Raw genomic sequence first — 25,958 nt, 5'->3', positions numbered from 1 at the left:
CTGTGACGGACATTCTGATGCCGGCGCTGTCCCCCACGATGGAAGAGGGCACGCTGACCAAATGGCACATCAAGGCCGGGGACGTCGTGTCCGCGGGCCAGGTGATCGCCGAGATCGAAACCGACAAGGCCACGATGGAAGTCGAAGCCGTCGATGAAGGTGAAGTGCTGGAAATCCTCGTTCCCGAAGGTTCGGAGAACGTGAAGGTGAACACGCCGATCGCCCGCCTGGCGGGCGAGGACGGCGCGGCCGCTCCGGCGCCGAAGGCTGACGCGCCCAAGGCTGAAGCCGCCCCGGCGGCCTCGTCCGGCGAGGAAGAGAAGGCTCCGGCCGCGGTCAGCGCGACCCCGGCGGTCGAGCTGAAGGATCCGGAAATCCCGGCCGACGCCAAGCTGGTGAAGACGACCATCCGCGACGCCCTGCGCGACGCGATGGCCGAGGAAATGCGTCGTGACGACCGCGTCTTCCTGATCGGCGAGGAAGTCGCCCAGTACCAGGGCGCCTACAAGGTCAGCCGCGAGCTGCTGCAGGAGTTCGGCGACCGCCGCGTGGTCGACACCCCGATCACCGAGCACGGCTTCGCCGGCCTGGGCGTCGGCGCCGCCATGGCGGGCCTGAAGCCGATCGTCGAGTTCATGACGTTCAACTTCGCCATGCAGGCGATCGACCACATCATCAACTCGGCCGCCAAGACCCTGTACATGTCGGGCGGCCAGATCCGGGCGCCCATCGTGTTCCGCGGCCCGAACGGCGCCGCCAGCCGCGTCGGCGCCCAGCACAGCCAGGACTATTCGGCCTGGTACGCCCAGATCCCGGGCCTGAAGGTGGTGGCGCCTTATGACGCCGCTGACGCCAAGGGCCTGATGAAGGCGGCGATCCGCGATCCCAACCCCGTCGTCTTCCTCGAGCACGAGATGATGTACGGGCTGGAATTCGACGTGCCGGAGATCGAGGACTGGGTCGTGCCGATCGGCAAGGCCAAGGTCCGCCGCGAAGGCACGGACGTCACCATCACGGCGCACAGCCGCATGGTCGGCTTCGCCCTGCAGGCCGCCGAACAGCTGGCCGGCGAAGGCATCAGCGTCGAGGTGATCGACCTGCGCACCCTGCGTCCGCTGGATCACGAGACCATCGTCGAGAGCGTCAAGAAGACCAGCCGTCTGGTCTCGGCCGAGGAAGGCTGGGGTCCGATGGGTGTCGGCGCCGAGGTCGTGGCCCGGGTCATCGAGCACGCCTTCGACTATCTGGATGCGCCGCCGCTGCGGGTGCACCAGGAGGACGTGCCGCTGCCCTACGCCGCCAACCTGGAAGCCCTGTCGCTGCCGGGCGTGGACAAGATCATCAAGGCCGTGAAGCAGGTGATGGCATGAGCGAACACGAAGAGTTCCTGCTGACGGTTCCGGACAGCATCGCCGCCGATCCGGAAGCCATCGAGGTCATCCGCATGTGGTGGTCGAAGAACGAGCCGGTGATGTCGGTGAAGCCCGCTTTCAACAATCCGGCCCAGTTCGGTCAGATGCTGGCCATCGCCGCGCGCCACATGGCCTATGGCTATGCCGTGCGCCACGGCCACAATGAGAAGGAGGCGTACAACCGCATCCTTCAGGGGCTGAGCGAAGCGATCAAGGCCGACAACGTCGTGACGATCGCGGAGCCGACCGCGCCCTCCGGGAGCGTGCAATGACCGACATCCTGATGCCCGCCCTGTCTCCGACGATGGAGGAGGGCGTTCTGACCAAGTGGCACGTCAAGGCGGGCGACGTGGTCAAGGCCGGCGACGTGATCGCCGAGATCGAGACCGACAAGGCCACGATGGAGGTCGAGGCCGTCGACGAGGGCGAGATCACCGAGATCCTGGTGGCCGAAGGGACCGAGGGCGTGAAGGTCAATACGCCGATCGCCCGCCTGAAGGACGAGGGCGGCGCGGCCGCTGCGGCCCCCAAGGCTGACGCGCCCAAGGCCGCCGAGACTCCCAAGGCCGAAGCCGCCAAGGCCGAGCCTGAGAAGACCGCCGCACCGACCGCTGAAGCGCCGAAGGCCGCCCCGGCGAAGACCGCCGACGGCGGACGCCTGTTCGCCTCGCCGCTGGCGCGCCGCCTGGCGGCCCAAGCTGGGGTCGATCTTTCGGCGATCAAGGGCACCGGCCCGCACGGCCGCATCGTCAAGCGCGATATCGACGCCGCCGGCAAGGGCGGCGCCAAGCCGGCTCCGGCCGCCGCCGCTTCGGGGATCGCCTCGCGTCCCGTGCAGTCGCTGGCCCAGATGGGCATCCCCGACGGCAGCTATGACCTGATCCCGCTGGACGGCATGAAGAAGGCCATCGCCCGGCGCATGGTCGAGGCGGTCCAGCAGGTGCCGCACTTCCCGCTGTTCATCGATGTCGAGATCGACGCCCTGTTGGCCGCCCGCGCCAAGGTCAACGCCTTGCTCGAGAAGAGCGGCGTGAAGGTCTCGGTCAACGACTTCGTCATCAAGGCCGCCGCCATGGCCCTGAAGGCCGTGCCGGAAGCCAACGCCAGCTACACGCCCGAAGGCATCGCCATGCACCACAACGCCGACGTGGCGATGGCGGTGGCGATCGACGGCGGCCTGATCACCCCGATCATCCGCAAGGCCGAGCTGAAGTCCCTGTCGCAGATCGCCACCGAGTCCAAGGACCTGGCCAAGCGCGCCCGCGACCGCAAGCTGAAGCCGGAAGAGTTCCAGGGCGGCACCTTCTCGGTGTCCAACCTGGGCATGTTCGGAATCAAGCAATTCAGCTCGATCATCAACGAGCCGCAGGGCGCGATCATGAGCGTCGGCGCGGGCGAGCAACGCCCCGTCGTCAAGAACGGCCAGCTGGCCGTCGCCACCGTCATGACCGTGACGATGACCTGCGACCACCGCGTCGTCGACGGCGCGACGGGCGCCCGCTTCCTGCAGGCGTTCAAGCCGCTGATCGAAGATCCCGTGACGATGCTGGCGTAAGCGAAAGGGCAGGGCATGACCTCGGTCTATGACTTCACCGCCACCGGCATCGACGGGACCGAAGTCCCGCTGTCCCGGTTCGAGGGGAAGGCCCTGCTGATCGTCAACGTCGCCTCGCGCTGCGGCTTCACGCCCCAGTACGAGGGGCTGGAGGCGTTGCATCGCGAGTTGGCCGACCAGCCGTTCGAGGTGCTGGGCTTCCCCTGCAACCAGTTCGGAGCGCAGGAGCCGGGCAAGGCGGACGAGATCGCCAGCTTCTGCTCCACCACCTACGGCGTCGACTTCCCCATGTTCGACAAGGTCGAGGTCAACGGTCCCCGGCGGCATCCGCTCTATGACTGGCTGACCAGCCAGAAGAAGGGGTTCCTGGGCAGCCGCGACGTGAAGTGGAACTTCACCAAATTCCTGACCGACCGGGAGGGCAGGGTGGTCGCCCGCTACGCGCCCCAGGTCGAACCCAAGGCCATCAAGGCCGATATCGAGAAGCTGATCTGACATGGCCGCTGAATTCGACCTCATCATCATCGGTTCGGGCCCGGGCGGCTATGTCGCCGCCATTCGCGCCTCGCAACTGGGCCAGAAGGTCGCCATCGTGGAGCGCGAGGCGCTGGGCGGCATCTGCCTGAACTGGGGCTGTATCCCGACCAAGGCCCTGCTCAAGTCGGGCGAGAAGTTCGAGAGCCTGTCGCATCTGAAGGACTACGGTCTGTCGGCGACCGGCGCGTCGTTCGACTTCGACGCCATCATCCAGCGCTCGCGCGGGGTGGCGTCGACGATGAACAAGGGCGTCGCCTTCCTGATGAAGAAGCACAAGGTCGAGGTGATCGAGGGCGACGCCAAGCTGGAGAAGGCTACCGGAACGCCCAAGGTCGTCGTGGCCCTGAAGGCCGGCGGCAGCCGTTCGGTCGAGGCCAAGGCGGTCATGCTGGCCGTCGGCGCTCGCGCCCGCGCCCTGCCGCAGATCGGCCTGGAAGCCGACGGCGACAAGATCTGGGCATATCGCGAGGCCCTGGCGCCGAAAAAGCTGCCCAAGACCTTCGTTGTCATCGGTTCGGGCGCGATCGGTCTGGAATTCGCCAGCTTCTACCGGGCCTTGGGCGCGGAAGTTACCGTGGTGGAAGCGGTCGATCGCATCATGCCGGTCGAGGATGAAGAGGTCTCCAAGGCCGCCCAGAAGGCGTTCGAGAAGCGCGGCATCAAATTCCGCGTCGGCGCCAAGGTAACCAAGGTGTCCAAGACCGCCGCGGGCGTGAAGGTGGATATCGAGGTCGGCGGCAAGGCCGAGGCCCTCGAAGCCGAAGTCTGCATCTCGGCGGTGGGCATCACCGCCAACACCGACGGCATCGGCCTGGAGGCGTTGGGCGTCGAGCTGGACCGCGGCCACATCAAGATCGACAGCCACTGCCAGACCAATGTGAAGGGGCTGTTCGCCATCGGCGATTGCGCCGGCGCGCCCTGGCTGGCGCACAAGGCCTCGCACGAGGGCATCCACGCCGCCGAGTTCATCGCCGGCTTCAAGACCCCCAACGTCGTCTCGCCGATCGCCGGCTGTACCTACACCCAGCCGCAGGTCGCCTCGGTCGGGATCACCGAACAGGCCGCCAAGGCCGAGAAGCGCGAGGTCAAGGTCGGCCGCTTCCCGTTCCGGGTGAACGGCAAGGCCGTGGCCGCCGGCGAGACCGAGGGATTCGTGAAGACCATCTTCGACGCCAAGACCGGCGCCCTGATCGGGGCCCATATGATCGGCCACGAGGTCACCGAGATGATCCAGGGCTACGTCACCGCCATGACCATGGAAGCGACGGAAGAGGACATGTTCGGCATCGTCTATCCGCACCCGACCATGTCGGAGGCCATGCACGAGGCCCAGCTCGACGCCTACGGGCGCGTGCTGCACCTGTAGGATGACTTCCGGCGCCGGAAGCCTTCATGCCTGGGCCGAGGTGGCGGCGCGCGGGCTGGAGTTTGTGGGCGTCGGCGTCATGCTGCTGGGACTCTTGGCCGCCACGATACGCATGGCGTCGCGACTGAGAGGCGGCGGCCTGGATGCGGTGTATGCCGAGTATCGCGCGAACCTGGGGCGGGCGATCCTGCTGGGGCTCGAGCTTCTCGTCGCGGCCGATATCATCTCGACGGTGACGTCCGAGTTGACGTTCGAGAGCGTCGGCCTGCTGGCCGCCATCGTCGTCATCCGCACCTTCCTGAGCTTCGCCCTGGAGACGGAGATCGAAGGTCGGTGGCCGTGGCGCCGGGCGGACAAGCCGCGCTGAGCGCGGTTAGCGCTTCTTCCCCAACTCCGCCGCGATGTCCTTGGTCATGCGGCCGACCTTGCGGTGGGCGGCCGTGATCTGATCGCGGGTCACGCCCCAGCGCTTCATCCAGTATTCGACGGCCTGCCGCTCGGACAGGTCCAGCCGGTCCTTGTCGATAAAGCCGCGCTTGTCCTTCAGACCCGCCATGTTCGCACCTCTCGTGAGCGGACAGGCCTACGCCGATGCGGGCGTTCAGTGAAGCTCCGTGCTCGATCCCGGCAGGCCCAGCCTGGCCAGCTTGTCGGGATTGCGGGTGATGTAGACGGCGACGATCCGGCCGTCCTCGATCTCCAAGGCCGTGGTCTGCAGCGTGCCGTCGCGTTCGTAGCTGATGTAGCCGGGCAGGCCGTCGATGCGGGTCCAGCGCACGAGGATCGCCGGCAGGGTCAGCTTGCGGTGCAGGCCGTCGAACAGGCGCACGATCCGGTCCAGGCCGATGATCGGTCGCAGCCAGGCGTTGGCCTTGCCGCCGCCGTCGGAGGTCAGGATGACGCTGTCAGCCAACAGGGCGCGCAGGCTCGACACGTCGCCGTTGTTGGTGGCGTGGAAGAAGGCCTTGGCGATCCGCTCGCCTTCTTCCGGCGCCACCGGGTAGCGGGGGCGGGCGTCCTGGACGTGTTTCCGGGCGCGAACGGCGAGCTGGCGCACGGCCGCCGGGTCGCGGCCCAGGGCGGCGGCGATCTCATCCATGGGCGCCGAGAAGACGTCGTGCAGCAGGAAGGCCGCCCGCTCGAGCGGCGACAACCGCTCCAGCGCCATCATCAGCGTCAGGGTCAGTTCGTCCTCGGCCGGGGTTTCCTCCTCCGGCTCGAACACCGGCTCGGGCAGCCAGTTGCCGACATAGGCCTCGCGGCGGGCGCGGGCGGACTTCATGACGTCGAGGGACAGGCGCGTGACGGTGCGCACCAGAAAGGCCGTCGGCTGGCGCACCTCGTTCAGGTCCACGGCCTGCCAGCGGATCCACGCCTCCTGCACCACATCCTCGGCTTCCGCGAAGGAGCCGAGCATGCGGTAGGCGATGCGGACCAGACGGGTCCGGTTCGCCTCGAAGACGGCGGTGCTTTGATCCCCGGTCATGCGCCCATTCGCGCCCGCCGCCGGCCTCAAGGCAAGCCCTCGGCGGTCATGGCCGCCCGCACCGCCGGACGGGCGCGAAGCCGGCCGCGCAACGCGGTGAGCCGGTCGGGCGTCTCCACCCCGAACCGCTCGGCCCAGAGCAGCATGACGAACAGATAGAAGTCCGCCACCGACGGCGTGTCTCCGAACAGGAAGTCGTCCGTCAGGGAGGCCTCCAGCGGCGCCATCAGCCTCTGTACGGAGGCCGCAGCCGCCGCCTTCTCCGCCGGGGTTCCCGCGTGCCACATCGGCTTGAAGGCCCGGTGGATCTCAGTTGTGATGTAGGTCAGGGCCTCCAGCACCCGCGTCCGACCCAGCGGACCGGGGTGGGTCAGGGCAGGGGACTGGCTGGCGATCCAGTCCAGCAGGGCGACATTCTCGGTGATCATCTCGCCGTCGTCGAGGATCAGGGCCGGGACATAGCCCTTGGCGCTGACGGTATGGAAATCCACGCCGGTCTCAGTGCGATGAGTGCGCAGATCGACCCGTTCCAGATCGAAGACAAACCCGGCTTCGCGCAGGGCGATGTGGTCCGCGAGGCTGCAGGCGAGGGGGGAGTAGTAGAGTTTCATGATGGGGCCCCTCAGTCCGCGCTGATCGACTGGCGTAGCCAGTCCTGGAGCGTGTCCTTGCCCAGCAGCGGGTTCGGTCCCGGCGTCAGGGTGTCGTCCCGCAGGGCGGCGCCGAAATACAGGGTGGTCGGGTCAGCGACGACCGGGCGCCGATCCTCCACCGTGCTCAGGTATTCCTCGGCGAAGTCGGTCAGGCGGATGGCTTCGGGTCCCGCGATCTCGACCGTGCCGTTGACCGGCGCGGCCAGGGCTAGGTCCACCAGCGCGGCCGCCACGTCGTCGGCCGAGACCGGCTGGATCAGGGCGGCGGGCAGATGCACCTCATCGCCCACGGCGCCGGACTGGATGATGCCGGTGATGAAGGGGAAGAACTGGGTCGAGCGCAGGATGGTCCAGGGCGTCGCTGACGCCCGGATCAGCTCCTCCTGCACCAGCTTGGCGCGGAAATAGCCGCTGGCCTGCAGCCGCTCGGTCCCGACGACGGACAGGGCGATGTGGTGGCTGACCCCCGCGGCGGCTTCGGCCGCCAAGAGGTTGGTTCCCGCGGTGCGGAAGAAGTCCATAGCCGCCTCGTCCGTGAACGACGGCGAATTGGCTACGTCGACCACGACTTGGGCGCCCGTGAGCGCCTCGGCCAGGCCTTCGCCGGTGAGGGTGTTGACGCCGGTGTTGGGGGAGGCGGCCAGCGCCTCATGGCCATGCCGGCGCAGCCCCTCCACGACCCGCGAGCCGATCAGGCCGGTGCCTCCGATGACGACGATCTTCATCCTGCTTCTCCCTGCTGCGCCGGCCGTGTGGCCGGGCTCATGCCAGCAAGGACGAAGCGCGGATGCGGAAGGTGACATGGGCGCCGGGAAATTCGTCGCGGCGGTCAGCGGGCCTTTGTTTTCTTTCGGCTATTCAGTTCGATGGCCGCCCGGATCAGGGCCTTGAAGGCCGCAGGGTCGAGCGCCGCGCCCTCGGGAAGGTCGATGGCGCGGCGGGTCCCGCCGTCCAGGCCGGCGTTGAACAGGCCGGACGGGTCGGGCAGGGCGGCGCCCTTGGCGAAGGTCAGCTTCACCGCGGCCTTGTAGGTCTCGCCGGTGCACAGAATGCCCGCGTGCTCCCACACCGGCACGCCGCGCCATTTCCACGTCTCGACCACCTCGGGATCGGCTTCGTGGATCAGGGCGCGGACACGGGCCAGGGTCTGGCCGCGCCAGTCGTTCAGCGCCGCGATCCGGTCGTCGATCAGGGCGGAGGCGGAGGGCCCGACGTCGTCGGACACGGTGGAGGTCATCGTCATGGTCGTCGCGCCTTTCACATCTTTTCGCCGGGCAACCGGCTGGCCTGCTTCACCCAATCGATGAACTGGGCCTCGTCGAGCGTGTCGGCCTCATGGATATCGAGGTAACGCACCAGCTTCTGTTTGGACGGCCCGGGCGGCGGCGGTTCCAGCTCGGCTCCCCTGAAGAAACTGATCTTCACGTAGCCGGTGAAGCCGTGCATCCCGAGGAACCAGTGGCCGTCCTCGACGCCATAGAGCGGCGAGTTCCACTTCACGGCCTTGCGCACGCCGGGGACCGCCTCGACGATCAGGGCGTCGAGGCGGCGGGCGAGGGGGCTCTTCCAGCCGGGAATGGCGTCGATCCAGGCCTGGACGGGGGCGTCGCCGTGGCCCTTGGCGATCTGGGGATTGTCGCCGGACAGCAGGACGGGCTTTCCGGTCACTCCGCGCCTCGCGCCAGCAGCTGATCCAGATTGTCGAGGAACTGCCGCCAGCCTTGGCTGGCGCCGCCGAAGGCCTGCGGCTGATCGGGCCGGAAGCCGGCCTGCTCCATGCGAAGGTGCGTTCCGTCCGCCGTCGGGGTCAGGGTGAAGGTCACCACGCTGGCCAGGTTGTACGCCGGGTCCTCGTGGTTGAAGTCCCAAGTATAGACCAGGGTGCGGTTGGGCTCGACGGTCAGGACCTCGCCGTCCAGCACGCCGCCCCATTCGCCGCGCAGGTTGAATTTGCGGCCCACGACGGGCTCGAAATCGGTCTTCATCAGCCATTCCTCCATCAGGTGCCGCTGCGTCAGGGCGCGCCACAGTTTTTCGGGTGGGAAGGCGAACTCGCGCTCGACGATGACGGAGCGGGTTTCGGTCGGGGTCATTGATCCATCCTTGTGAGCAGGTTTTCGAGGTGGTCGAAGCGGCTTTCCCAGAAGCCGTTCATTCGGCTGGTCCAGTCAGCCAGCGGCGCCAGGGCCTCCAGCTGAGCGCTGTAGTGGGTCTGGCGGCCCTCTGGCCGGTCGCGCACCAGCCCGGCCTGCTTCAGCAGACCCAGGTGTTTGGACACGGCGGGTTGGGACACGCCGGCGCGCGCGGTCAGGGCCGCGACCGTCTGTTCTCCGTCGCGGCACAGCCGCTCAAAGATGGCGCGCCGCGTCGGATCGGCGAGGGTTCGGAACAGGGCGTCGTGAGCTTCGGGCAAAACACATAACTCATTGGTTATGAGTCACTCATAACTGGATGGATATGAGTTTGTCAAACGGCGGAAGAGGCCAAAGTCCGCTTCTGGCGCTTCGGCGACTTTGGGGCGTCCGTTTTCTGGCGTTGATCAATGTCAGCTCAACGCGCGTTTCCGATCGGTCCAGCCAAGTTCACCTTTGTGCGCGGCTCACCTACGAATGGCTCGCTCTCGAGCCCGGCGGGGCAGTGCGAGCGCGTTTGTCGTTGTCTCGGGGTGTCGCTGAATTCAATTCATGCGACTCGCACCGCTGCTAGGGGAAAAGCACGAGAGAAAATGATCAGCGGTCTGCCAATTGGTTTCGCGAAATCCGAGCTCCGAGTGTGTCGCCCACCAATGAGGAGCGCTCGGAATCGGCACTGAGCAATGACGTCGAACCGGTCGGTTCGGTCGAGGCTGGGCCGCGACGACGCTTCGACATAAGGTTGTAGGGAATCACGACGGACGGCTTGAGAACTGTGGGCCAATTCAACTCGGTCTTCGACAGCGGTCTGACGACCTGGAATTTGCCAGAAGGCGAGAGCGCGCGCCAAGCGATCGCCCCGCTCCGGGGCTACGTCTATCAGCTTGAGGCGAGCCTAGATCGCTGGCTACGGCTACCGGACGACAGCGAGCTGCTTCTGGAGGTCGCCGAGGACTATGCGGAGATCGCGCGTGATCCCGCATCGCGTGAGTCAGTGCTGAAGGCTACGCAGGTCAAGGACACCCGCGAATCCGGCGCTGTTACTTTGAACTCTTCCGACGTCTTGGACGCGATCCGGAACTTCTGGAAACTTAGGGAGGCCAATCCCGGACGACCGGTGCAGATGACCTTCCTGACCACCTCCGAGATCGGCCGGGAACGCAAGGCGCCGCTTCGGGGTGGTAAGGGGCTGGAGCTCTGGCGGCGGGCCGCCCGCGCCGGTGACTGTTCGGATATTCGTGCCGCCCTAGCCACCCGCTTATCTGACGGCGTGCTCGGCGAGTTTCTCAGAAGCAGCGACGACGCGGCCCTTAGAGAACTCCTGTTGCGTCCGGTGACCTGGACTTGCGGCGAGCCGGATCTGACGGCTTTGCACGCCGACAACCGGGCGCGGGTGATCACCCTGGCGCATACAATGCGGATCACGCCGGACTTTGCCGAACGGGGACTGGATGGCCTATTGGTCCATGTCTTGAAGACGGCCCTCGGTTCGCGCCGGCTTAGACAAGGCGATCTGATCGAGATCGTACACAAGGCAGGCACCGTCTCGGTGCCGGCTCACCAAGCCTTGGGGCGGATGGAGCCTGTCCAGGCAGCTGGACTGGATCTGTCGGGAGCCGGTCTGTGGCGGCGGGTGCGATCGGCGACGGCACCACTCGCGCCCCGCGCCCAGACCGTGACCGGCCTCTTGGAGCGTCTGTCGCGGGATGGTGCGATCTGGCTTCACGGCGCGACGGGGATGGGCAAATCGACCTTGGCAGACCTGCTCGCCCGCCGAATGACGGGTACCTGGTTCGTGCTCGACCTACGCAATGCGTTGGCCGAGCTCGCCGTGGAGCGGATCGCCGCCGCCCGCCGGCTTGTCGCGAGCGTTCCCGACCTTGTCGGAGTGATCCTCGACGATGTGACCCCGGCCCAAGCGGCTCACCTGGAAGCGCCCCTCGCCGAACTGCGGGCGGCCCTAGATCGCCGCGACGCCTTCTGCGTTGTAACTAGCTATAATCTTCCGGGCGTCCGGCTAGGGCGGGCCCTTCGCTTGGGACCTGATGGGGTCGCTTCGGTTCCGTCTCTGACGCCTTCCGAGATCGCCGATCTGATCGCGGCCCTTGGTGGCGATCCGGCGGTCTGGTCCGGCTTCGTCTGGGCCATCTGCGGCGCCGGCCATCCTCAGTTAGTCGACGTCATGGCCTCTGGCTTGGCGGCCCGGGATTGGCCCGTCGAGGAGATGGAGCGCTGGAAGAGCGAGGGCCTGCAAAGCGACGACGTTGAGGCCGAGCGGGAGACCGCGCGCCGGCGACTGCTCGACGAGATGGAGGAAGCGGATTGTCGATTGCTGGCCCGAACTACGCGGGTCATGGGCTGGTTCGATCGCGAGCTAGCGGTCGCTCTGGGCGACCTCGAGATCGTCGTGCCCGCGGCCGGCCAGGCTCTTGATCGATTGACCGGTCACTGGGTGGAGTCGCTCCCCCTCGGCCAGCTTCGCGCTTCGCCCCTAGTGGCCGATCTGGCGGTCAAATGGCTAAGCAAGGCTGAGCTCAAGGCTCTAGATAGGCATATCGCCGTCCACATCCTCAAACGCAGCGAGGGGGCGCCAAGCATCATCGACACCGCCTTCGCCCATGCCCTCCTGGCTGAAGAGGCGGGGGTGCTGGTCCATATCGCCCGGCTGATCTTGACGACCTCCAACGAACACCGGCCGGTGCTGGCCTCGCAGATGTCGACCTTCCGGACCTCGGCAAAGGCGATCGAAGCGTTGCTCAAGGATCAGCCCTACGCTGGCCTTTTTTTGGTCTTGGCCCAGCATCGGCTCGGAACTGCGTTGGCGGGCGCCGACGAGGTAGCCGTCTCCGCCGCGCAAGTGATTGACCAGTGGCGCCTGCTACCTGACGAAGCCACCCGCGCTCGGTTGGCAGCCATGGTCCATGTGATGGTCCTAATGGACCAGTTCGCCTTCGGAAGAATCCCTGATTGGTTCGACATCGTCCAGGCTCTCGACAGCTTGGATCCACAAGACGACGAGTTAGAGTTGCTGGGTTCGGCCCGGGTCGGCCCCTATGGCGAGTCCATGGTCGAGTTCCTCTTCGTCGCCCATGCCATCCAGCTTCCGGGCTTGGCGGCGCTGGCCAGACTGTTCGACGACCTAGGGAGGCTGTCGCCCCACGCCCGCGACCGCTGGATCGGCGCTCTTGAGGGCCATGTGGCCTGGCGCGGAATGCTCGTTGACAATGCTTGGGTAAAGGCAAGCGAGGCCGAGGAATTCTCAGCGCAGGAGGCCGCCGACGCCCTCGGTGTTTTGGCGCTTAATGCCGCCGGCTGGCCGCACTCAAAGCTCGCCGCTCGCTGTTTTCGCGCTCAAGCAGTGATCCTAGACGAATACCTCTCTGACCGCCCAGGCGCCTTGGCGGTCCTGGACGCTGCAGATCGAATCCTTCCTGACAGTCTTGATCTCAAGCGCGAGCGGGCCAAGATCGCCTGGCGGGCCCGAGACTACCAAGTCGCCTTCGACCAGTTGACCGCCTTGACCGATCGTCTGGTTGAGGCGGACCCGTTCGACACGGCTTTCGCCCTGCGTGAGGCCGCCGCCAGCGCGGGGGAACTCGACCGTTGGTCGGAAGCTCTGTCGTTGTTCGAGCGGGCCCGGGAAGCGGTCCTGACCGGGACACTACGGACCGAGACGGCCTTCAGCGTCGGCCTGGCCGTAGACGCAGTGGCGGCGCGCTTCTTGAACGGCGATAGGGCGGGCGCGATCCGCGCTATGGTTCCGGTCCTAGAGACCTTGGTCCAGTTGGACCCGGCTGCTGATCTGAAGACTTACTATGTCCATCACATCGCCCGGCATGTGGTGATGTGGATCCTGGCGCAGTTGGAGGGAAAGATCCTGATCGACGGGGAGCCTGCGATCTATGTTCCCGGTGCCGCGAGCAATCCGTCTCCTAACAAGCTGATCTTGGAACGACCACTGCCGGACCTCGCTACGGGATGGATGCTGATGGCCCGGCTCGGGCTGAGGCTGGGCTTGCCCAAAGCGGAAATTTTCTCTTGGAAGGGCCTTGTGGAGATGCGGCGCGTCGGGGCGCTCGAAGCTCTGTTCCAGGCCGATCTCGTCGACCACGCCATCCTGGAAGGCGATGAGACAGCCTTTATCGACGCCTTGGTGGTCGCCGCCGCCGGCCGACAGATGATGGTTGAGGCCCAGAACGCCGGACGATCTCTGGATCTGGTGAACCTGCGGCGTGACGGGATCCCTCCGCTGGATCTGAATGTTGAAAACCGAGGCAGTTTGCGCCGTTATGTGCGGCTAACGATCCTGGTGTTTGCTGCGGCCCAGCTATTCCAGGGGCGGGGACCGCGGCTCGCTGACTTGGCGGCGGATCTCCAGGCTCGGCTCGGAATTTGTCTAGTGCCGGAATGGGCTGGCAGCGCGCCCTTGGCCGACGACCTGACGGATCTGTTCACCGGCCTGCGGCGCATCGAGGCTGGCGAAACTTTGGATGTGCAGGAAGTCTATCTCCTTCATCTCCGGTTCTGGGAGAACACGCGCCGACTGGATCACGCCGACGCCCTATGGCCAACCTTCAGTCGCCGGGTTCAGGCGGACTGGCTCCAGATAGTCGAAACCCGGACTGTCCTGTTGCAGACCCCGATGTCCACCGTTCCACCGCTCCGCCGAGCCCTGAAGACTGTGACGGGGCGCGCGGGGGTTGCCCAGGTGCTCCTGAGCGCCCTCGACACCGTCCGCATTCGCCTGTCGTCGGAGTTTTTAGCGCTCTTGCGAGAGGATGCGGAGCCTGAGCAGGGCTAACTTCGGACTATTTTGAGCTGGCTCATTCTCGCAGTCAGGCCGGGGATGAGCGTGTTTAGGTGGTCTCCCAAGTGGACCGGGAGGGCTGAATGTCTGCTCTTGGCGCAAGCGGACATTGGGCGGGTAGGGGCCTTAGAATATCTGGATCATGTCGCGTTGCGCACGATTAGAGACCCGCGGTCGGAGATAATCCCGCTCGATGAGATCGACGTTAGTGCCGAGCGCTGCCGCAAGTTGCCGTTGGATGCGGGATTGATCGATCAAATGGCTCCAATGCCTTGCTCTCGAAGTAAGGGCTCCAGCTGCTTAGCGCCTAAGATATATTATGCGAAATGATTCCGTGTTCGACTCTGACGCTGGGCCTAAGTTGGAGTTCTTCCATCTGGTATTCTGCGGCAGACCTTCAGGACCGTCTTGCTCTCGCCAGGTCGAGGCAAGCCCGCCGCTCACGCAGTCGACTTGTCTCATGCGCTTCGTCGCGCATGTATCGATCAGCGCCCCTGATATCGCGTCGCGGAAGGCGACGCCCTTGGCGGGTGCCGGCTCGAACTCGGGATGCGCGACGAATTCCTCAACGGTCGCCCCGACGGGAGGTCGGTCATCGCGCCGGCCAGCTCGACGTCAACCTTTCCGCCTCGGACTCCGCGAGGGTCACGAAACACATTCGCAGCTCATAGTCATCGCCGCGGGCGAAGTCGTGCTCCCTGCCCTTCGCGTCTTCCCGCCGTCGCCACCTCTTTTGTCGCGCCGGGCGGCAAGTCCGTTCCTCGGGCTGGGCATCCACCAGGGGTTGATCTAGGTTAGCCCTTGGCGAGCAAGAATATTTAACGGGAGGCGGAATGGGGTGGCTGCCATTTACTATCGTTGTTCTAGCAGGATCAGTCGAGCCGTCACCCACGCATAGTCCTGTAACGATCGGACATTATCAGGATCCTGGCGTTCCTGTGCAGTTGGAAGACATCGTTGTCCATGGTCTCCGGCGAGGGGCCGCGCGCGTACCGCCGGAGTTCGAACTGGACAGCGCCGACATCGACGCTCTGCGCGCGTGGGATATCGGCGAAGCGCTGCAGCGGCTGACCGAGATCTACGGCGCTGGAGAAGCGCCGCTGGTCATCATCAACGGCAAGCGGATGCCGAACTCGGAGGTCTTCTCCGGCTTCCCGCCGGAAGCTCTGGTCCGTGTTGAGGTCCTGCCCCCTGAAGCCACCGCCATCTACGGCGCCGAGCCCGGCCAGAGAGTTGTCAATCTGGTCTTGCAGCGGCGCTTCTCGACCTATGATGGCCGCATAGCGGGTGCGGCGCCGACCCAGGGCGGAACATATGCCGCATCGGCCGATTTGCGCCAATCGTCGATCACGGATGAGAACACGCATCAGCTGGGCGCGCGTGTATCCCATGAAGCCGCATTGCGCGCCGAAGACCGTCGACACGACGATGATGAAGCGGCCGGCGCTGGAGCGGTTACTCTGCGTCCCTCAGTCGACGCCTTTTCGGCCGAAGCAAACCTCACGCGTTCGCTGGGCGACTGGTCAGGGGTGTTCAGCTTGAGCGGCCAGACGTCGGAACGCCGTTCGACTTCACTCTTCGGCCAAACGATCGTCGAGGGCCGCCAGAATATGGAAAGCCTAAGGGGAACGGCCGGCCTAACGGGCTCTGTGGCGGGCTGGTCGGTGCAGGCCAATCTGAATGGTCAGATGTTACGCTCTCGCGAAGAAGGCATCATTGATACCCGCGCCGAGAACCAGTCCCTGAATTTCATGGGGGCGGCCAACCGGACCTTGATCAACCTGCCGACAGGCCCGCTCATCGCCAACCTGGGCGCCAGTCTGTCGGAAAACCGGTCCGTCGTGGACAGAGATCAGGGGCGCACCACCGCGACCTTCAATGCCCGCGACGTCAGGGGCGCGCTCACCGTCCCTCTGTCGCAGGCGAACGGCGATGGTTGGATGGGGGCCCTGGGCAGCTTGCTGCTGACCGTGGGGACCAGCCGCCGAGATTCGAGCGCCGGGGGCGGAAGTGAGTGGAATGGAGCGCTCACTTGGAACCCGGTCAGAAACATAAGGCTGAATGGGACCTGGGTCACATCCACCGATAGCGTTCCGGACGCTCTGCGATTTGAGCCGCTTTATTACGGAGCTCCCAGAGTGGTGTTCGATTTTCGCACCGGGCAAGGTGTCGAAATCGTTCCGCTCCTCGGCGGGAGCCCGGACCTTCGACCACCGCGTTCCGAACGAATGTCTGTCGCAGCCAGCGTGGGGCCCTTTACGCGCTGGGGATTGTCGGGAAATCTTGGCTACCAGCGCATGGCGTTGACCGACGGCGTCAGCCCGTTGCCCGGCATTACAGAAGACGTAGAGGCGACGTTCCCGGATCGGTTCCAGCGTGACGCCGACGGCCGCCTGGTCACCGTTGATTTTCGTCCGATCAATCTGGGCTCCAGTTTGACCGAAAATCTGAACCTGGGCCTGAACTTCAATCTTCCACGTCCGGTCGGACCTGCGGCGAATGAAGCCACGATCATGCGGATGTCGCTCAACTACAATCGTCGTTTGCGCAGTACGGTCGCGCTTCTGGAGGGGCAGTCTGAGCTGGATCGCTTAAGCGGTGATGGTGGAGGAATCTCCAGCCAAGACATCAGGATCCTGCTCGACGCCAGGCGAGGCAGGTGGGGCGTCAACGCTTCCGCACGATGGCAGGATGGATTTCGCACCAGACGTAACAGGGGGCGCGACTCTGCAGGGGATCTCGTCACCGAGCCGTTGACCGCCGTCGACCTGAAAGTCAGTTTCCAGATGACGTCTTCTGCCGAGCGCGCCGGCGGTGGGGAAGCTGAAGCAGGCCGTGGCGCATCTGCGCTGCAGTTGGCCCTGGAGGTCGACAATCTATTCGATGAGCGGCCCTCAACCCATTTGGGTGATGGCTCGCCCACCCCCGGATTTGGTCGCAATATTCAGGATCCGTTCGGACGAACGATCCGCTTGGTCTTGCACCGTCGCTTTTGAGAAAACCGGATAGTCATGCGGCTAGAGCAGCGGGTCTCGGCCCGGAACCCGCGTGCTTGACAGGGAGCGAACCGAGGGAAAAAGGTGTGATGAACGATGTTCGGGGGGGGGCATGCGCAAGCAATCTGTGCGGAACGCGGCTCCGGATAGCCTGGAAACGGTCTATCGATTGCATGCTGACGGTTTGGCTGCGATCACCCGGAAGGTTCGAGATGACGAGGCGGATCTAGCCCAAGAAGCTTGTCTTCGGCTGGTTGAGACGGCGCGGCGAGAGCCCGTCGCCGCGCCGGTCAATTTGCTTTTCCGCATTGCGCGAAATCTTGTGATTGATCGTATGCGCGGCCGGGCGCGGGCCGCCCTGTTGTTTAGGGAGCCGGGGGATCGAGATGATCAACACCCCTCCCCTTCTCCCGATCCCGAGAGGATTCTTCTGGCCAACGAACGTTTGGGGCTGGCCCTGGAGGTCATCGAGCGCATGCCGGACAGGCGTCGCGAGGCGTTCTTGCTTCACCGGATCGACGGCCTGAGCTACCGGCGGATCGCTCAGCGCATGGGCATCAGCGTCAAGGGTGTCGAGAAGCATATTTCCTCGGCGATGCTGGATCTGACCCGAGGAATGCGAGTTCGAGGATTTGAAGACTAGGGCGAACGCCGGCTCGTTCGTCTACAAGTGCGATCTTCCATGTTATCTCGCCGTCTATGGCCCCGTTTCAATGATCGCAGACAAGAATATTGAGCAAGAGGCCGCCCAATGGTTCGCTGCCCAGCGCAGGGGAGCCATGTCGCTGGACGAGCGGCAGACTTTTGACGCCTGGCGCACAGACCCAGAACATCAGGCCGCGCTCAATCGCATGCACGAGGTTTGGGGCGAAGTCTCGATGGTGTCCGAGATGGGAGTCAGGCCAAGGCGACGTGAAGCGCGACATAATCGAGCAGCCATAGCCGCGGCGCTGGTCCTGGGCGTGGTGATCAGTGTGAGCGGCGGCGCTTGGTGGAGTTTGGACCGCCAAACGGATCAGACCGATATCGGCGAACAGCGCAGCCAAGAGTTGGGCGACGGCAGCGTGGTCGCCCTGAATGTCATGACCCGAGCGCGTTACGACATCAACGATCGCGCGCGCCTCGTCTATCTGAACGATGGAGAGGCGACGTTCCTGGTTCACAAGGATCCCGCTCGTCCGTTCCTGGTTCGGGCGGCGGGTTTTGATATCAGAGCCGTGGGTACGGTCTTCAACGTCCGCAACCGCGGTCACAGCCTTGATGTCGCGGTCAAGGAAGGCGTTGTCGAGGTTCGCCGGTCGGGCCAAAGCCAGTCGGTGACCTTGCGAGCGGGCCAGAGATTCCAAATCAATGACACCCGCCTGGCGGCAGTTGCCCGGTGGAAGGTTACGGACATTGATCCCGTCGCCGTCGATGAGTGGCGCGACAGGGTTTTGACGTTTGAAAACGTCGCCGTCAGTCAGGTCGTGGAGGAGTTCAATCGCTTCTACGACCGTCCGGTCGTTGTCGATCCGGCCATGGCCCGACGTCGCGTGACCGTCAGGTTGGTGATGGAGGACCGGTCGGTGACTGTGAAACGACTGGCGGATTTGCTGAATGCCGACGTCAGCGCCGGCGGCCGGGCGGATACTCTGCGCGCCGGGACCTGACGAGCCACGCGGAAATTTCGCCCCTGCCGGGTAGGGGGTTCGGTCCCACCAGCGTCTACTCCCAAAACAATAATCTCTTGGGAGGGAGATGCCGATGGTCTTGCCGTCTTCGTGCGTTCGTCTTTCGCGCCTGCGTGTCCTGGCCGGAGCGGGTTTGGCCGCCCTCGTCCTGGCGGCGGCGGTTCCGACTGGCGCAGTGGCTCAATCGGCGGTTGCGTCTTTTGATGTTCCCTCTTTGCCGCTTTCGCAGGGGTTGCTGGAGTTAGGACGACAAGCCGAAATATCCATCGCTGCGGATCAATCCCTTACCGCCGGTTTGCGCGGCCGCGCTGTGACCGGCGACATGCCCGTGGGCGTGGCGCTGGATCGTTTGTTGGCCGGCACCGGACTTCGGGCGGAGTTCACCAACCCGACCACGGTGCGCGTCGTGCGGGTGAGACAGGACACCGCCGCACCCAGTTCGCAGCCCGATCTGGACGCTGCCCCGGTCAACCTCGATGAAATCATCGTCACGGCTCAGAAGCGTGAGCAGTCCATCCAGGATGTGCCGATCGCCGTAACGGCCCTGAACGCCGAGGCGTTGACCGCCTATCGCATCGAGGGCGGATCTGAACTGCTGCGCGCGGTGCCGAACGTCAGCTTCTCGAAAGCCAACTTCAGCATGTACAATTTCTCGATCCGCGGGATCGGGACAAAAGCCATTTCCGCATCGTCGGATCCGGCTGTGGCGGTCAGCTTCAACAACACGCCGCTCATCCGAAACCGCCTGTTCGAGCAGGAGTATCTCGACGTCAACCGCGTGGAGGTGCTGCGCGGCCCCCAGGGGACCCTCTACGGCCGCAACGCCACCGCCGGCGTCGTCAACATGTTCCCCAACCTGCCGGAGCCCGGGTTCGAGGCGCTGTATAAGGCCGAGCTGGGCAACTATGGCGCGATACGCGGTCAGGGCATGATCAACATTCCCCTGAGCGACACCTTCTGGGTCCGGGCCGCCGGCTCCTTCACCCAGAGAGACGGATTTGACTACAACAGTTTCAACGACACCCAGGTCAATGGCCGTGATCTTTGGACAACCCGCCTTTCGGCGGCCTGGGAGCCTAGCGAACGCTTTCGCGCCAGCCTGATCTGGGAGCATTTCCGCGAAGACGACAACCGGTCACGCACCGGCAAGCAGCTATGTACGCGTGATCCTGGGCCGTCACAGGTGGGCGCATTCACCCTCACCAATACCTACCTGAGGGGACGGCTGAGCCAGGGGTGCCTGCCCGGCTCACTGTACGACGAGGCCGCGTACGGCACGCCGAACGGCATCAGCATGGCTCAGATGGAAGTCGCCTCACAGATCGGCTTGGGCACGCGAGTTCCGGGTCCGGGAGCGGTAACCTATACGGCGGTTAATTTCGGAACAGACCCTTACCTCGGCGTTGTTCAATCCAGAGACCTGCGAGAAATAGCCACCAGCTATGACCCAAGATTCATCGCTACGAATGACGTCTACCAGTTAAATTTCGAGATTGATCTTACTGACAGCCTGAAATTTGTATCGCAAACTGCGTATTCCAAAGATGATTTTTGGTCTACTCAAGATTACTCCAGATATCCGTCCAATGAGATATTCAATGACAGCAGTGTAGAGCTGTATGACATTGTGTCCAGGCAGAGAATTGGAAATTCGCCCATAACGCCTGGCGGCGTATTCAACGATCCGCAGCTCGGACCGTCGCGGCGAATGTTGACGGTCGATCTGAGCAAATCAGACAACCGACAATTCTTCCAGGAATTCAGATTGCAGTCTGATTTCGACGGGCGGTTCAACTTCAACGTCGGAGCGAACTACCTCGATTTCAAATCGAAAGATGACTACTACGTATTCAGCAACATGTTTACGATGATTGCTCAATATTTCTATAATGCTCAAATAAGAGATGGTGTTAGATACACCAACAATTGCACCGAAGCGACATCCGCCGTGGAAGAATGTGTCTACGTTGACATGTCTTCTTTAGATAATCTCGCCGGAGACGGTCACAACTATTTCCGCAGCAAAAACGAAGTCTCCACAAGGTCGTGGGGCGTTTTTGGCGAAGCCTATCTTGATCTCACAGATACGTTTAGCGTAACGGCGGGGCTTCGTTACACAGACGACGAAAAGACGGCCACTCCATATCCGAGTCAGCTTCTGCTCGGCTCGACCACCGCCGGCTTTGGCGCCAGCACCGGGGGGAGCCTGGTGCGTGGCTTCCGACCCGATCCGGACATTGTTCAGAACTGGCAGGCGGTGACGGGCCGCTTTGTTCTGGACTGGAAGCCGTCGGACAATGTGATGGCCTACGCCTCTTACGCGCGAGGCTACAAGGGCGGAGGCGCCAACCCGCCGCGTGCCGATCTGAATCCGAGGCTCGTTCAGTATCAACCGCTGCCGACCACCTTCGAACCTGAGTATGTGGATGCGTTCGAACTTGGATTTAAGTCCAATTTGTTCGACGAACGGATGCGATTGAATCTTACGGCCTTCTACTACGACTACACGGACTATCAGGTTTCCCAGATTGTTGATCGCATCTCCCTGAACGAGAACATCGATGCGACGAGCATGGGCCTTGAACTGGAGATGGCCTATCGCGTGACGCCGGATTTCCGCGTCGACGCCAACTTTGGGTACCTGAAAACCCGGATTGACGACGGCGAGAGCTCCATCGACGTCATGAATCGAACCCAGGGCAACGACGACTGGATGATTGTCCGGCCGTGGCTGCAAATTCCGTCAAGCTGTATCGCGCCGACCCGGTACGTCGAGACCATCCTTCGGGCCAATCGGCCGGATACGACAACGGCGTTGCAGGTCCTTTGCGGTGGATCGTCTCGCTTTGGGTCCTTCGATCCCGCGTTCCCGGGACGGGCTTGGTGGCGGACGTATGGCTTTACATACAACCCCTTGGTGGATGCCCCCAATGGCGGGCGAGGCTTCGGGGCTGATCTGAGCGGCAATGAACTGCCGAACTCGCCACGCTGGACGGCGAGCGTTGGTGCTCAATATACATGGCGAATCCGTGGCTTTGAGGTCGTTGCCAGAGGCGATTACTATCGCCAAGCCAAGAGCTACTTCCGTATGTACAATACGGAGTACGACAGGCTGAAGTCATGGGACAATGTCAACTTGTCTCTGTCCATGGAAAATCCGGACCGTGGCTTGACGATCAGCGCCTATGTGAAGAACGCGTTCGACAACGCCCCGATCGTGGATGCCTTCACCAACAGCGACGACACGATGCTGTCCACCAATGTTTTCACGCTGGATCCGAGATTGATCGGCATCTCAATCGCGAAGACGTTTTGAAAATTTCATCCATCACATGATCGAAATGGGAAAGGAGTTAGATAAATCTGACGGTAAACTGATCTAAAATTACAGCAAATCATAAAGCATACAAAGGAAATGACCATGAAGAAGATCGTAGCAGCAGTGGCTTCGGCGGCTCTTATGTCCATTATTGGTGTGTCTTCGGCCAATGCACAGCAGTTTGCAAATGCTGGGCAATATACGGCAACGGGATCGCTTAATTTGTATCAAACTATCCCTGGCGTCGTGTGTACGGCGACTTTTGATATCGAAGTTTACTCTTCCGGCGCGGCCGCCATCACGGGCGGTACGTTCTCGCCCGGAATTTCGTTCTGCGGCAACCCCATCGCCCCGAGCGGCTTCCCCTGGCCCCTTCAAGCCATCAACGCCACCACCAACACGTTCGAGATCCAGAATCTCTATGTGTTTGCAGTGAATGGCGAATGCAGCGGAAATCTATCCGCGTCGGCTGCTGACCCGGATCCCTACGTGTCCAGTCTGTCGCCGAACACCATCACCTTCCCGGTCGGAGCGAAGGCGCCAGGCATCGTCTACGCTACAGGCGCGAGCGTTCCCTGCGCCGTGGATGGGCCTCTCTCGGTGACTCCGAAGTCGGGCACGACCGGGCCGTTCGACGTCGTCCCCTAGAGCCAACTCGGTTTGAGTTGGACATAGCCCAACTCGGCTGGGGTTTTGGCTCTAGCGAGTCCTCCCAGCGTTTCCGATTCAACCTAGCCGGGCGTTCTGCGCCCGGCTTTTTTCTTGCCGCGCCACTAGGAACCACAGAATCTATAAGAAACAATCACTTGGAGGCTGGCGATCCAGGAGTGCTCCTAGCAGGTGCGTCAGCGCCCAGGTTCCTGAGCCTTCAACCCGCGCCCAAACCTTCCTCAAGTCCGCTCCTGAATCCTGAGGCCGGAATCCGTCCACGCGCCCCACCGCGCGGCCGCCACGTCGTCCGTGACGTCGATCGCCCGCAGCATGAACAATCGGGGGTGGTCCGTCGCCCTTGGCGCCCCGCCAAAACTCGGCAATATGTTCGCGTATCGGGGGAGTATCATGAGCAAGCTTGTTTCGACATTGAGCGGCGGCGCGGTTGCGGCGTTCGCAACGGTGCACGCCACCGCCGCCGCCGCCCAGTCCGCGCTGGGTGATCCCCGCGGATCGGGCCCGATCGTCGGCGCTGTGCAGTGGCTGCAAGGCACCCTGCTCGGCACTGTGGCCACCGTCATCGCCGTAATCGCCGTGGCCTGCGTGGGCCTGCTGATGCTGACCGGCCGGATCAACTGGCGTCATGGCGCCGTGGTGATCGTCGGCTGCTTTATCCTGTTCGGGGCCGCCAGCATTGTCGCCGGCATCCGCGCGTCGGCCTCGGTCATCGGCTGACCCGTGGATGATCTTGAACGCACGCCGTTGTTCACGGCGCTGACTCGCCCCCAGATGTTCGCCGGCGTCACCTACAACTATTTCGTGATCAACGCCGTCATCGCGGCGGAATTGTTCCTGGTGTTCCGCTCTCTCTGGGTGCTGGTCGTCGCGCTCGGCATTCACGTCATCGGGGTGCTGCTCAGTCTGCGCGAGCCCCGCTTCGTCGACCTCTGGCTGGTTCGGGTGAGCCAGTGTCCCCGGGTGCGTAATCACAGGCTCTGGCGATGCAACTCCTACCGTCCCTGAGCCGGGATTCGCGGGTCGTCGAGCGGGAAGTTCCGGCGGGGACTCACCTGCCCTATGCCCGCCATGTCGATGACCACACGCTGGAGACCCGGGATGGCCAGCTCCTGCAGATCATCGCCCTGCGCGGGCTGCTGTTCGAAACCGCGGACACCGGAGAGCTCAACTATCGCAAGATGTTGAGGGACGCGATGTTGCGGGCGGTGGGCAGTTCGCGCTTCGCCCTCTACCACCACGTCATCCGGCGGCGCGTCTCGATGGACCTGGAGGCCGTCTATCCCGACGCCTTCTCCCAGACGCTCGGCGATCGCTGGGCGGATCGGCTCGGCGCGAAACAGCTCTACGTCAACGACCTCTACCTCACGCTTGTGCGCCGGCCGCTCAAGGGGCGCCTCGGGTTCGCGGATCGGCTGAGGGACCTCTTCACCGGCGCCGGCGCCCTGGGCGCGGCGGACCATGCGCGTGAACTCGAACAGCTGGACGCCGCCCGCGAGGCGATGATGGCCGCGTTGGGCGACTACGAGCCCAGGCTGCTGGGCGTCTATGACACGGCCGAGGGCCCGTGCTCGGAGGCCCTGGAGTTTCTTTCCACCCTCTACAACGGCGAACAGCGTGCGGTTCGCCTCCCCTACCAGGACATCGGCGCCTATCTGCCCTATCGAAGGGTCAGCTTCGGCCAGACGGCCGTGGAGCTCTCGGAGGCCGGCCATGTGCCGCGCCGCTTTTCGGCCCTGGTGTCGATCAAGGACTACCCGGCCCACAGCGCGCCGGGCATGTTCGACAACCTGCTGCGCCTTCCCGCCGATCTGACCGTGACCCAGTCGTTCGCCTTCGTCGAACGCCAGCAGGCCCTTGAGAGGATGAACCTGGCCCTGCGCCGCATGCGGGCGGCGGACGACGAGGCCCTGTCCCTTCGCGGCGAGCTGGCCCAGGCCAAGGATGACGTCGCCGCGGGCCGGGCGAGCTATGGCGAACATCACATGACGGTCGCCGTCCACGGCGCCAGCCTGGAGGCGGTCGACGCGGGCGTCGCCGAGGTGACGGCGACCCTGGCGGACATGGGCATCGTGGCGGTCCGCGAGGAGATCGCGCTGGAGCCCGCCTTCTGGGCGCAGTTCCCCGCCAACTTCAAATATATCGCCCGGCGCGGGCTGGTCTCGTCCGGCAACTACGCGGGCCTGGCCAGCGGCCACAACTTCCCGGTCGGCGCCCGGTCAGGCGTGCACTGGGGCGAGGCCATCACCCTGCTGGAGACGACCGCCGCGGGCCCCTATTTCTTCAATTTCCATCAGGGCGACCTGGGCAATTTCACCGTGATCGGACCCTCCGGCTCCGGCAAGACGGTTGTCCTGAACTTCCTTCTCGCCCAGGCCCGACGGCTGGCGCCGCGGATCATCTTTTTCGACAAGGACCGCGGCGCCGAACTGTTCATCCGCGCCATCGGCGGCCAGTACAGCGTGCTCCGGCCCGGCGAGCCGTCCGGCCTCAACCCGCTGCAGATCGACGACACGGCGGCCAACCGCGCCTTCCTCATCGACTGGCTGGCGCGCCTGGCCGGCACGGCCGACCTGGCCGACCTCGAACGGCTGCGGGACGCGGTCGCCGCCAATTTCGAGCAGCCGCCCGAACACCGGCGTCTGCGCCACCTCGTCGAACTGTTCCGAGGCGCTCAGCGCCCTCGGGCCGGCGATCTCTGGTCGCGCCTCAGGCCCTGGTGGGGCGAGGGCGAGCAGGCCTGGCTGTTCGATAATCCCGTAGACCTGACGGACATCTCCGCCCGCACGGTCGGCTTCGACATGACCGTTCTGCTCGACGACCCCACGCTGCGCACCCCGGCCATGATGTACCTGTTCCACCGGGTGGAAGAGCGCCTTGACGGCACGCCGGCGATCATCGTGGTCGACGAGGGCTGGAAGGCCCTCGACGACGAGGTCTTCGTCCGCCGCATCAAGGACTGGGAAAAGACCATCCGTAAGCGCAACGGCATCGTCGGATTCGCCACCCAGAGCGCCCAGGACGCGCTGGAAAGCCGGATCGCCAGCGCCATCGTCGAACAGGCCGCGACCCAGATCTTCATGATCAATCCCAAGGCTCGGGCCGAGGATTATATCGACGGGTTCGGTCTGACGGCGCATGAGCTGGACCTCATCCGTGTACTGCCCGACAGCTCGCACTGCTTCCTGATCAAGCGCGGCGGTGAAAGCGTCGTGGCCCGGCTGGATCTGACGGGTGAGACCGACCTTCTGACCATCCTGTCAGGTCGCGAGCGCACCGTCCGCCTGCTCGACGAGATTCGCGCCGACCGAGGGGATGATCCGGCGGACTGGATGGCCCCATTGCTGGAGCGCGCCTGA

The 25,958-nt window shown here is 64.2% G+C and carries 23 protein-coding genes; 15 read left to right on the top strand and 8 right to left on the bottom strand.

What is annotated here, in order from left to right:
- The first annotated feature begins 2 nt into the window (after positions 1-2).
- From AC1RRF_RS06325 to AC1RRF_RS06300, 6 genes are read left to right on the top strand one after another with little or no spacing between them, the layout of a single operon-like run.
- Positions 3-1,370, top strand: a complete 1,368-nt coding sequence (locus AC1RRF_RS06325; protein ID WP_492833603.1) for a pyruvate dehydrogenase complex E1 component subunit beta — start codon at positions 3-5, stop codon at positions 1,368-1,370.
- Positions 1,367-1,684, top strand: coding sequence for a DUF5076 domain-containing protein (locus tag AC1RRF_RS06320; RefSeq protein WP_492833602.1), 318 nt, complete (start codon positions 1,367-1,369; stop codon positions 1,682-1,684). The genes AC1RRF_RS06325 and AC1RRF_RS06320 overlap by 4 nt, the downstream gene beginning before the upstream one ends.
- The gene (locus AC1RRF_RS06315; protein ID WP_492833601.1) at positions 1,681-2,967 is read left to right on the top strand and encodes a pyruvate dehydrogenase complex dihydrolipoamide acetyltransferase; all 1,287 of its coding nucleotides are present in this window, start codon (positions 1,681-1,683) and stop codon (positions 2,965-2,967) included. Before AC1RRF_RS06320 ends, AC1RRF_RS06315 begins: the two co-directional genes overlap by 4 nt.
- A 15-nt stretch (positions 2,968-2,982) precedes the next feature.
- Positions 2,983-3,462, top strand: a complete 480-nt coding sequence (locus AC1RRF_RS06310) for a glutathione peroxidase (RefSeq protein WP_492833600.1) — start codon at positions 2,983-2,985, stop codon at positions 3,460-3,462.
- A gap of 1 nt (position 3,463) precedes the next feature.
- Entirely contained in the window at positions 3,464-4,870 is a 1,407-nt protein-coding gene (gene lpdA / locus AC1RRF_RS06305) for a dihydrolipoyl dehydrogenase (protein ID WP_492833599.1), read from the top strand.
- 1 nt (position 4,871) lies between these two features.
- The gene (locus tag AC1RRF_RS06300) at positions 4,872-5,237 is read left to right on the top strand and encodes a DUF1622 domain-containing protein (RefSeq protein ID WP_492833598.1); all 366 of its coding nucleotides are present in this window, start codon (positions 4,872-4,874) and stop codon (positions 5,235-5,237) included.
- Positions 5,238-5,243: 6 nt separating this feature from the next.
- On the opposite strand, the gene AC1RRF_RS06295 is transcribed toward AC1RRF_RS06300, so the two are convergent.
- The 8 genes from AC1RRF_RS06295 to AC1RRF_RS06260 all read right to left on the bottom strand — a co-directional run bounded on the left by AC1RRF_RS06295 (position 5,244) and on the right by AC1RRF_RS06260 (position 9,422).
- On the bottom strand, positions 5,244-5,426 hold the full coding sequence (locus AC1RRF_RS06295; protein WP_047413801.1) for a DUF3606 domain-containing protein: 183 nt from the start codon (positions 5,424-5,426) through the stop codon (positions 5,244-5,246).
- A 45-nt stretch (positions 5,427-5,471) separates the two neighbouring features.
- A complete protein-coding gene (locus AC1RRF_RS06290; protein ID WP_492833597.1) occupies positions 5,472-6,356 on the bottom strand; it encodes a sigma-70 family RNA polymerase sigma factor in 885 nt (294 codons plus the stop codon).
- A 26-nt stretch (positions 6,357-6,382) separates the two neighbouring features.
- A complete protein-coding gene (locus AC1RRF_RS06285; RefSeq protein ID WP_492833596.1) occupies positions 6,383-6,967 on the bottom strand; it encodes a glutathione S-transferase C-terminal domain-containing protein in 585 nt (194 codons plus the stop codon).
- 11 nt (positions 6,968-6,978) lie between these two features.
- A complete protein-coding gene (locus AC1RRF_RS06280) occupies positions 6,979-7,734 on the bottom strand; it encodes an SDR family oxidoreductase (protein ID WP_492833595.1) in 756 nt (251 codons plus the stop codon).
- Positions 7,735-7,838: 104 nt separating this feature from the next.
- Positions 7,839-8,252: a DUF1801 domain-containing protein gene (locus AC1RRF_RS06275; protein ID WP_492833594.1), complete on the bottom strand. Its 414-nt coding sequence runs from the start codon at positions 8,250-8,252 to the stop codon at positions 7,839-7,841.
- A gap of 14 nt (positions 8,253-8,266) precedes the next feature.
- Positions 8,267-8,677, bottom strand: a complete 411-nt coding sequence (locus AC1RRF_RS06270) for a DUF1801 domain-containing protein (protein ID WP_492833593.1) — start codon at positions 8,675-8,677, stop codon at positions 8,267-8,269.
- Complete coding sequence (locus AC1RRF_RS06265; RefSeq protein ID WP_492833592.1) at positions 8,674-9,102, bottom strand: SRPBCC family protein; 429 nt, start codon at positions 9,100-9,102, stop codon at positions 8,674-8,676. The genes AC1RRF_RS06270 and AC1RRF_RS06265 overlap by 4 nt, the downstream gene beginning before the upstream one ends.
- Complete coding sequence (locus tag AC1RRF_RS06260) at positions 9,099-9,422, bottom strand: ArsR/SmtB family transcription factor (protein ID WP_492833591.1); 324 nt, start codon at positions 9,420-9,422, stop codon at positions 9,099-9,101. The genes AC1RRF_RS06265 and AC1RRF_RS06260 overlap by 4 nt, the downstream gene beginning before the upstream one ends.
- A 494-nt stretch (positions 9,423-9,916) precedes the next feature.
- On the opposite strand from AC1RRF_RS06260, the gene AC1RRF_RS06255 reads away from it, so the two are divergent.
- The 9 genes from AC1RRF_RS06255 (at position 9,917) to AC1RRF_RS06215 (ending at position 25,958) form a co-directional block, all read left to right on the top strand.
- The gene (locus tag AC1RRF_RS06255) at positions 9,917-13,942 is read left to right on the top strand and encodes a hypothetical protein (RefSeq protein WP_492833590.1); all 4,026 of its coding nucleotides are present in this window, start codon (positions 9,917-9,919) and stop codon (positions 13,940-13,942) included.
- Between the two features lie 944 nt (positions 13,943-14,886).
- Positions 14,887-16,944: a TonB-dependent receptor gene (locus tag AC1RRF_RS06250; protein ID WP_492833589.1), complete on the top strand. Its 2,058-nt coding sequence runs from the start codon at positions 14,887-14,889 to the stop codon at positions 16,942-16,944.
- Positions 16,945-17,056: 112 nt separating this feature from the next.
- Positions 17,057-17,587 (top strand): RNA polymerase sigma factor, encoded by a 531-nt coding sequence (locus AC1RRF_RS06245; RefSeq protein ID WP_492833588.1) that lies wholly within the window; start codon positions 17,057-17,059, stop codon positions 17,585-17,587.
- Between the two features lie 70 nt (positions 17,588-17,657).
- Positions 17,658-18,593, top strand: a complete 936-nt coding sequence (locus AC1RRF_RS06240; RefSeq protein ID WP_492833587.1) for a FecR family protein — start codon at positions 17,658-17,660, stop codon at positions 18,591-18,593.
- 94 nt (positions 18,594-18,687) lie between these two features.
- Positions 18,688-21,930, top strand: coding sequence for a TonB-dependent receptor (locus AC1RRF_RS06235; protein WP_492833586.1), 3,243 nt, complete (start codon positions 18,688-18,690; stop codon positions 21,928-21,930).
- Positions 21,931-22,035: 105 nt separating this feature from the next.
- A complete protein-coding gene (locus AC1RRF_RS06230; protein ID WP_492833585.1) occupies positions 22,036-22,581 on the top strand; it encodes a PraA/PraB family alkane oxidation protein activator in 546 nt (181 codons plus the stop codon).
- Positions 22,582-22,992: 411 nt separating this feature from the next.
- Entirely contained in the window at positions 22,993-23,319 is a 327-nt protein-coding gene (locus AC1RRF_RS06225; protein ID WP_492833584.1) for a TrbC/VirB2 family type IV secretion system protein, read from the top strand.
- A 3-nt stretch (positions 23,320-23,322) separates the two neighbouring features.
- The gene (locus AC1RRF_RS06220; protein WP_492833583.1) at positions 23,323-23,607 is read left to right on the top strand and encodes a VirB3 family type IV secretion system protein; all 285 of its coding nucleotides are present in this window, start codon (positions 23,323-23,325) and stop codon (positions 23,605-23,607) included.
- On the top strand, positions 23,586-25,958 hold the full coding sequence (locus AC1RRF_RS06215; protein WP_492833582.1) for a VirB4 family type IV secretion/conjugal transfer ATPase: 2,373 nt from the start codon (positions 23,586-23,588) through the stop codon (positions 25,956-25,958). The genes AC1RRF_RS06220 and AC1RRF_RS06215 overlap by 22 nt, the downstream gene beginning before the upstream one ends.

The sequence above is a fragment of the Brevundimonas sp. GW821-FHT12C05 genome (assembly GCF_058807475.1).
This window is presented reverse-complemented; position numbering and strand designations above follow the sequence as displayed.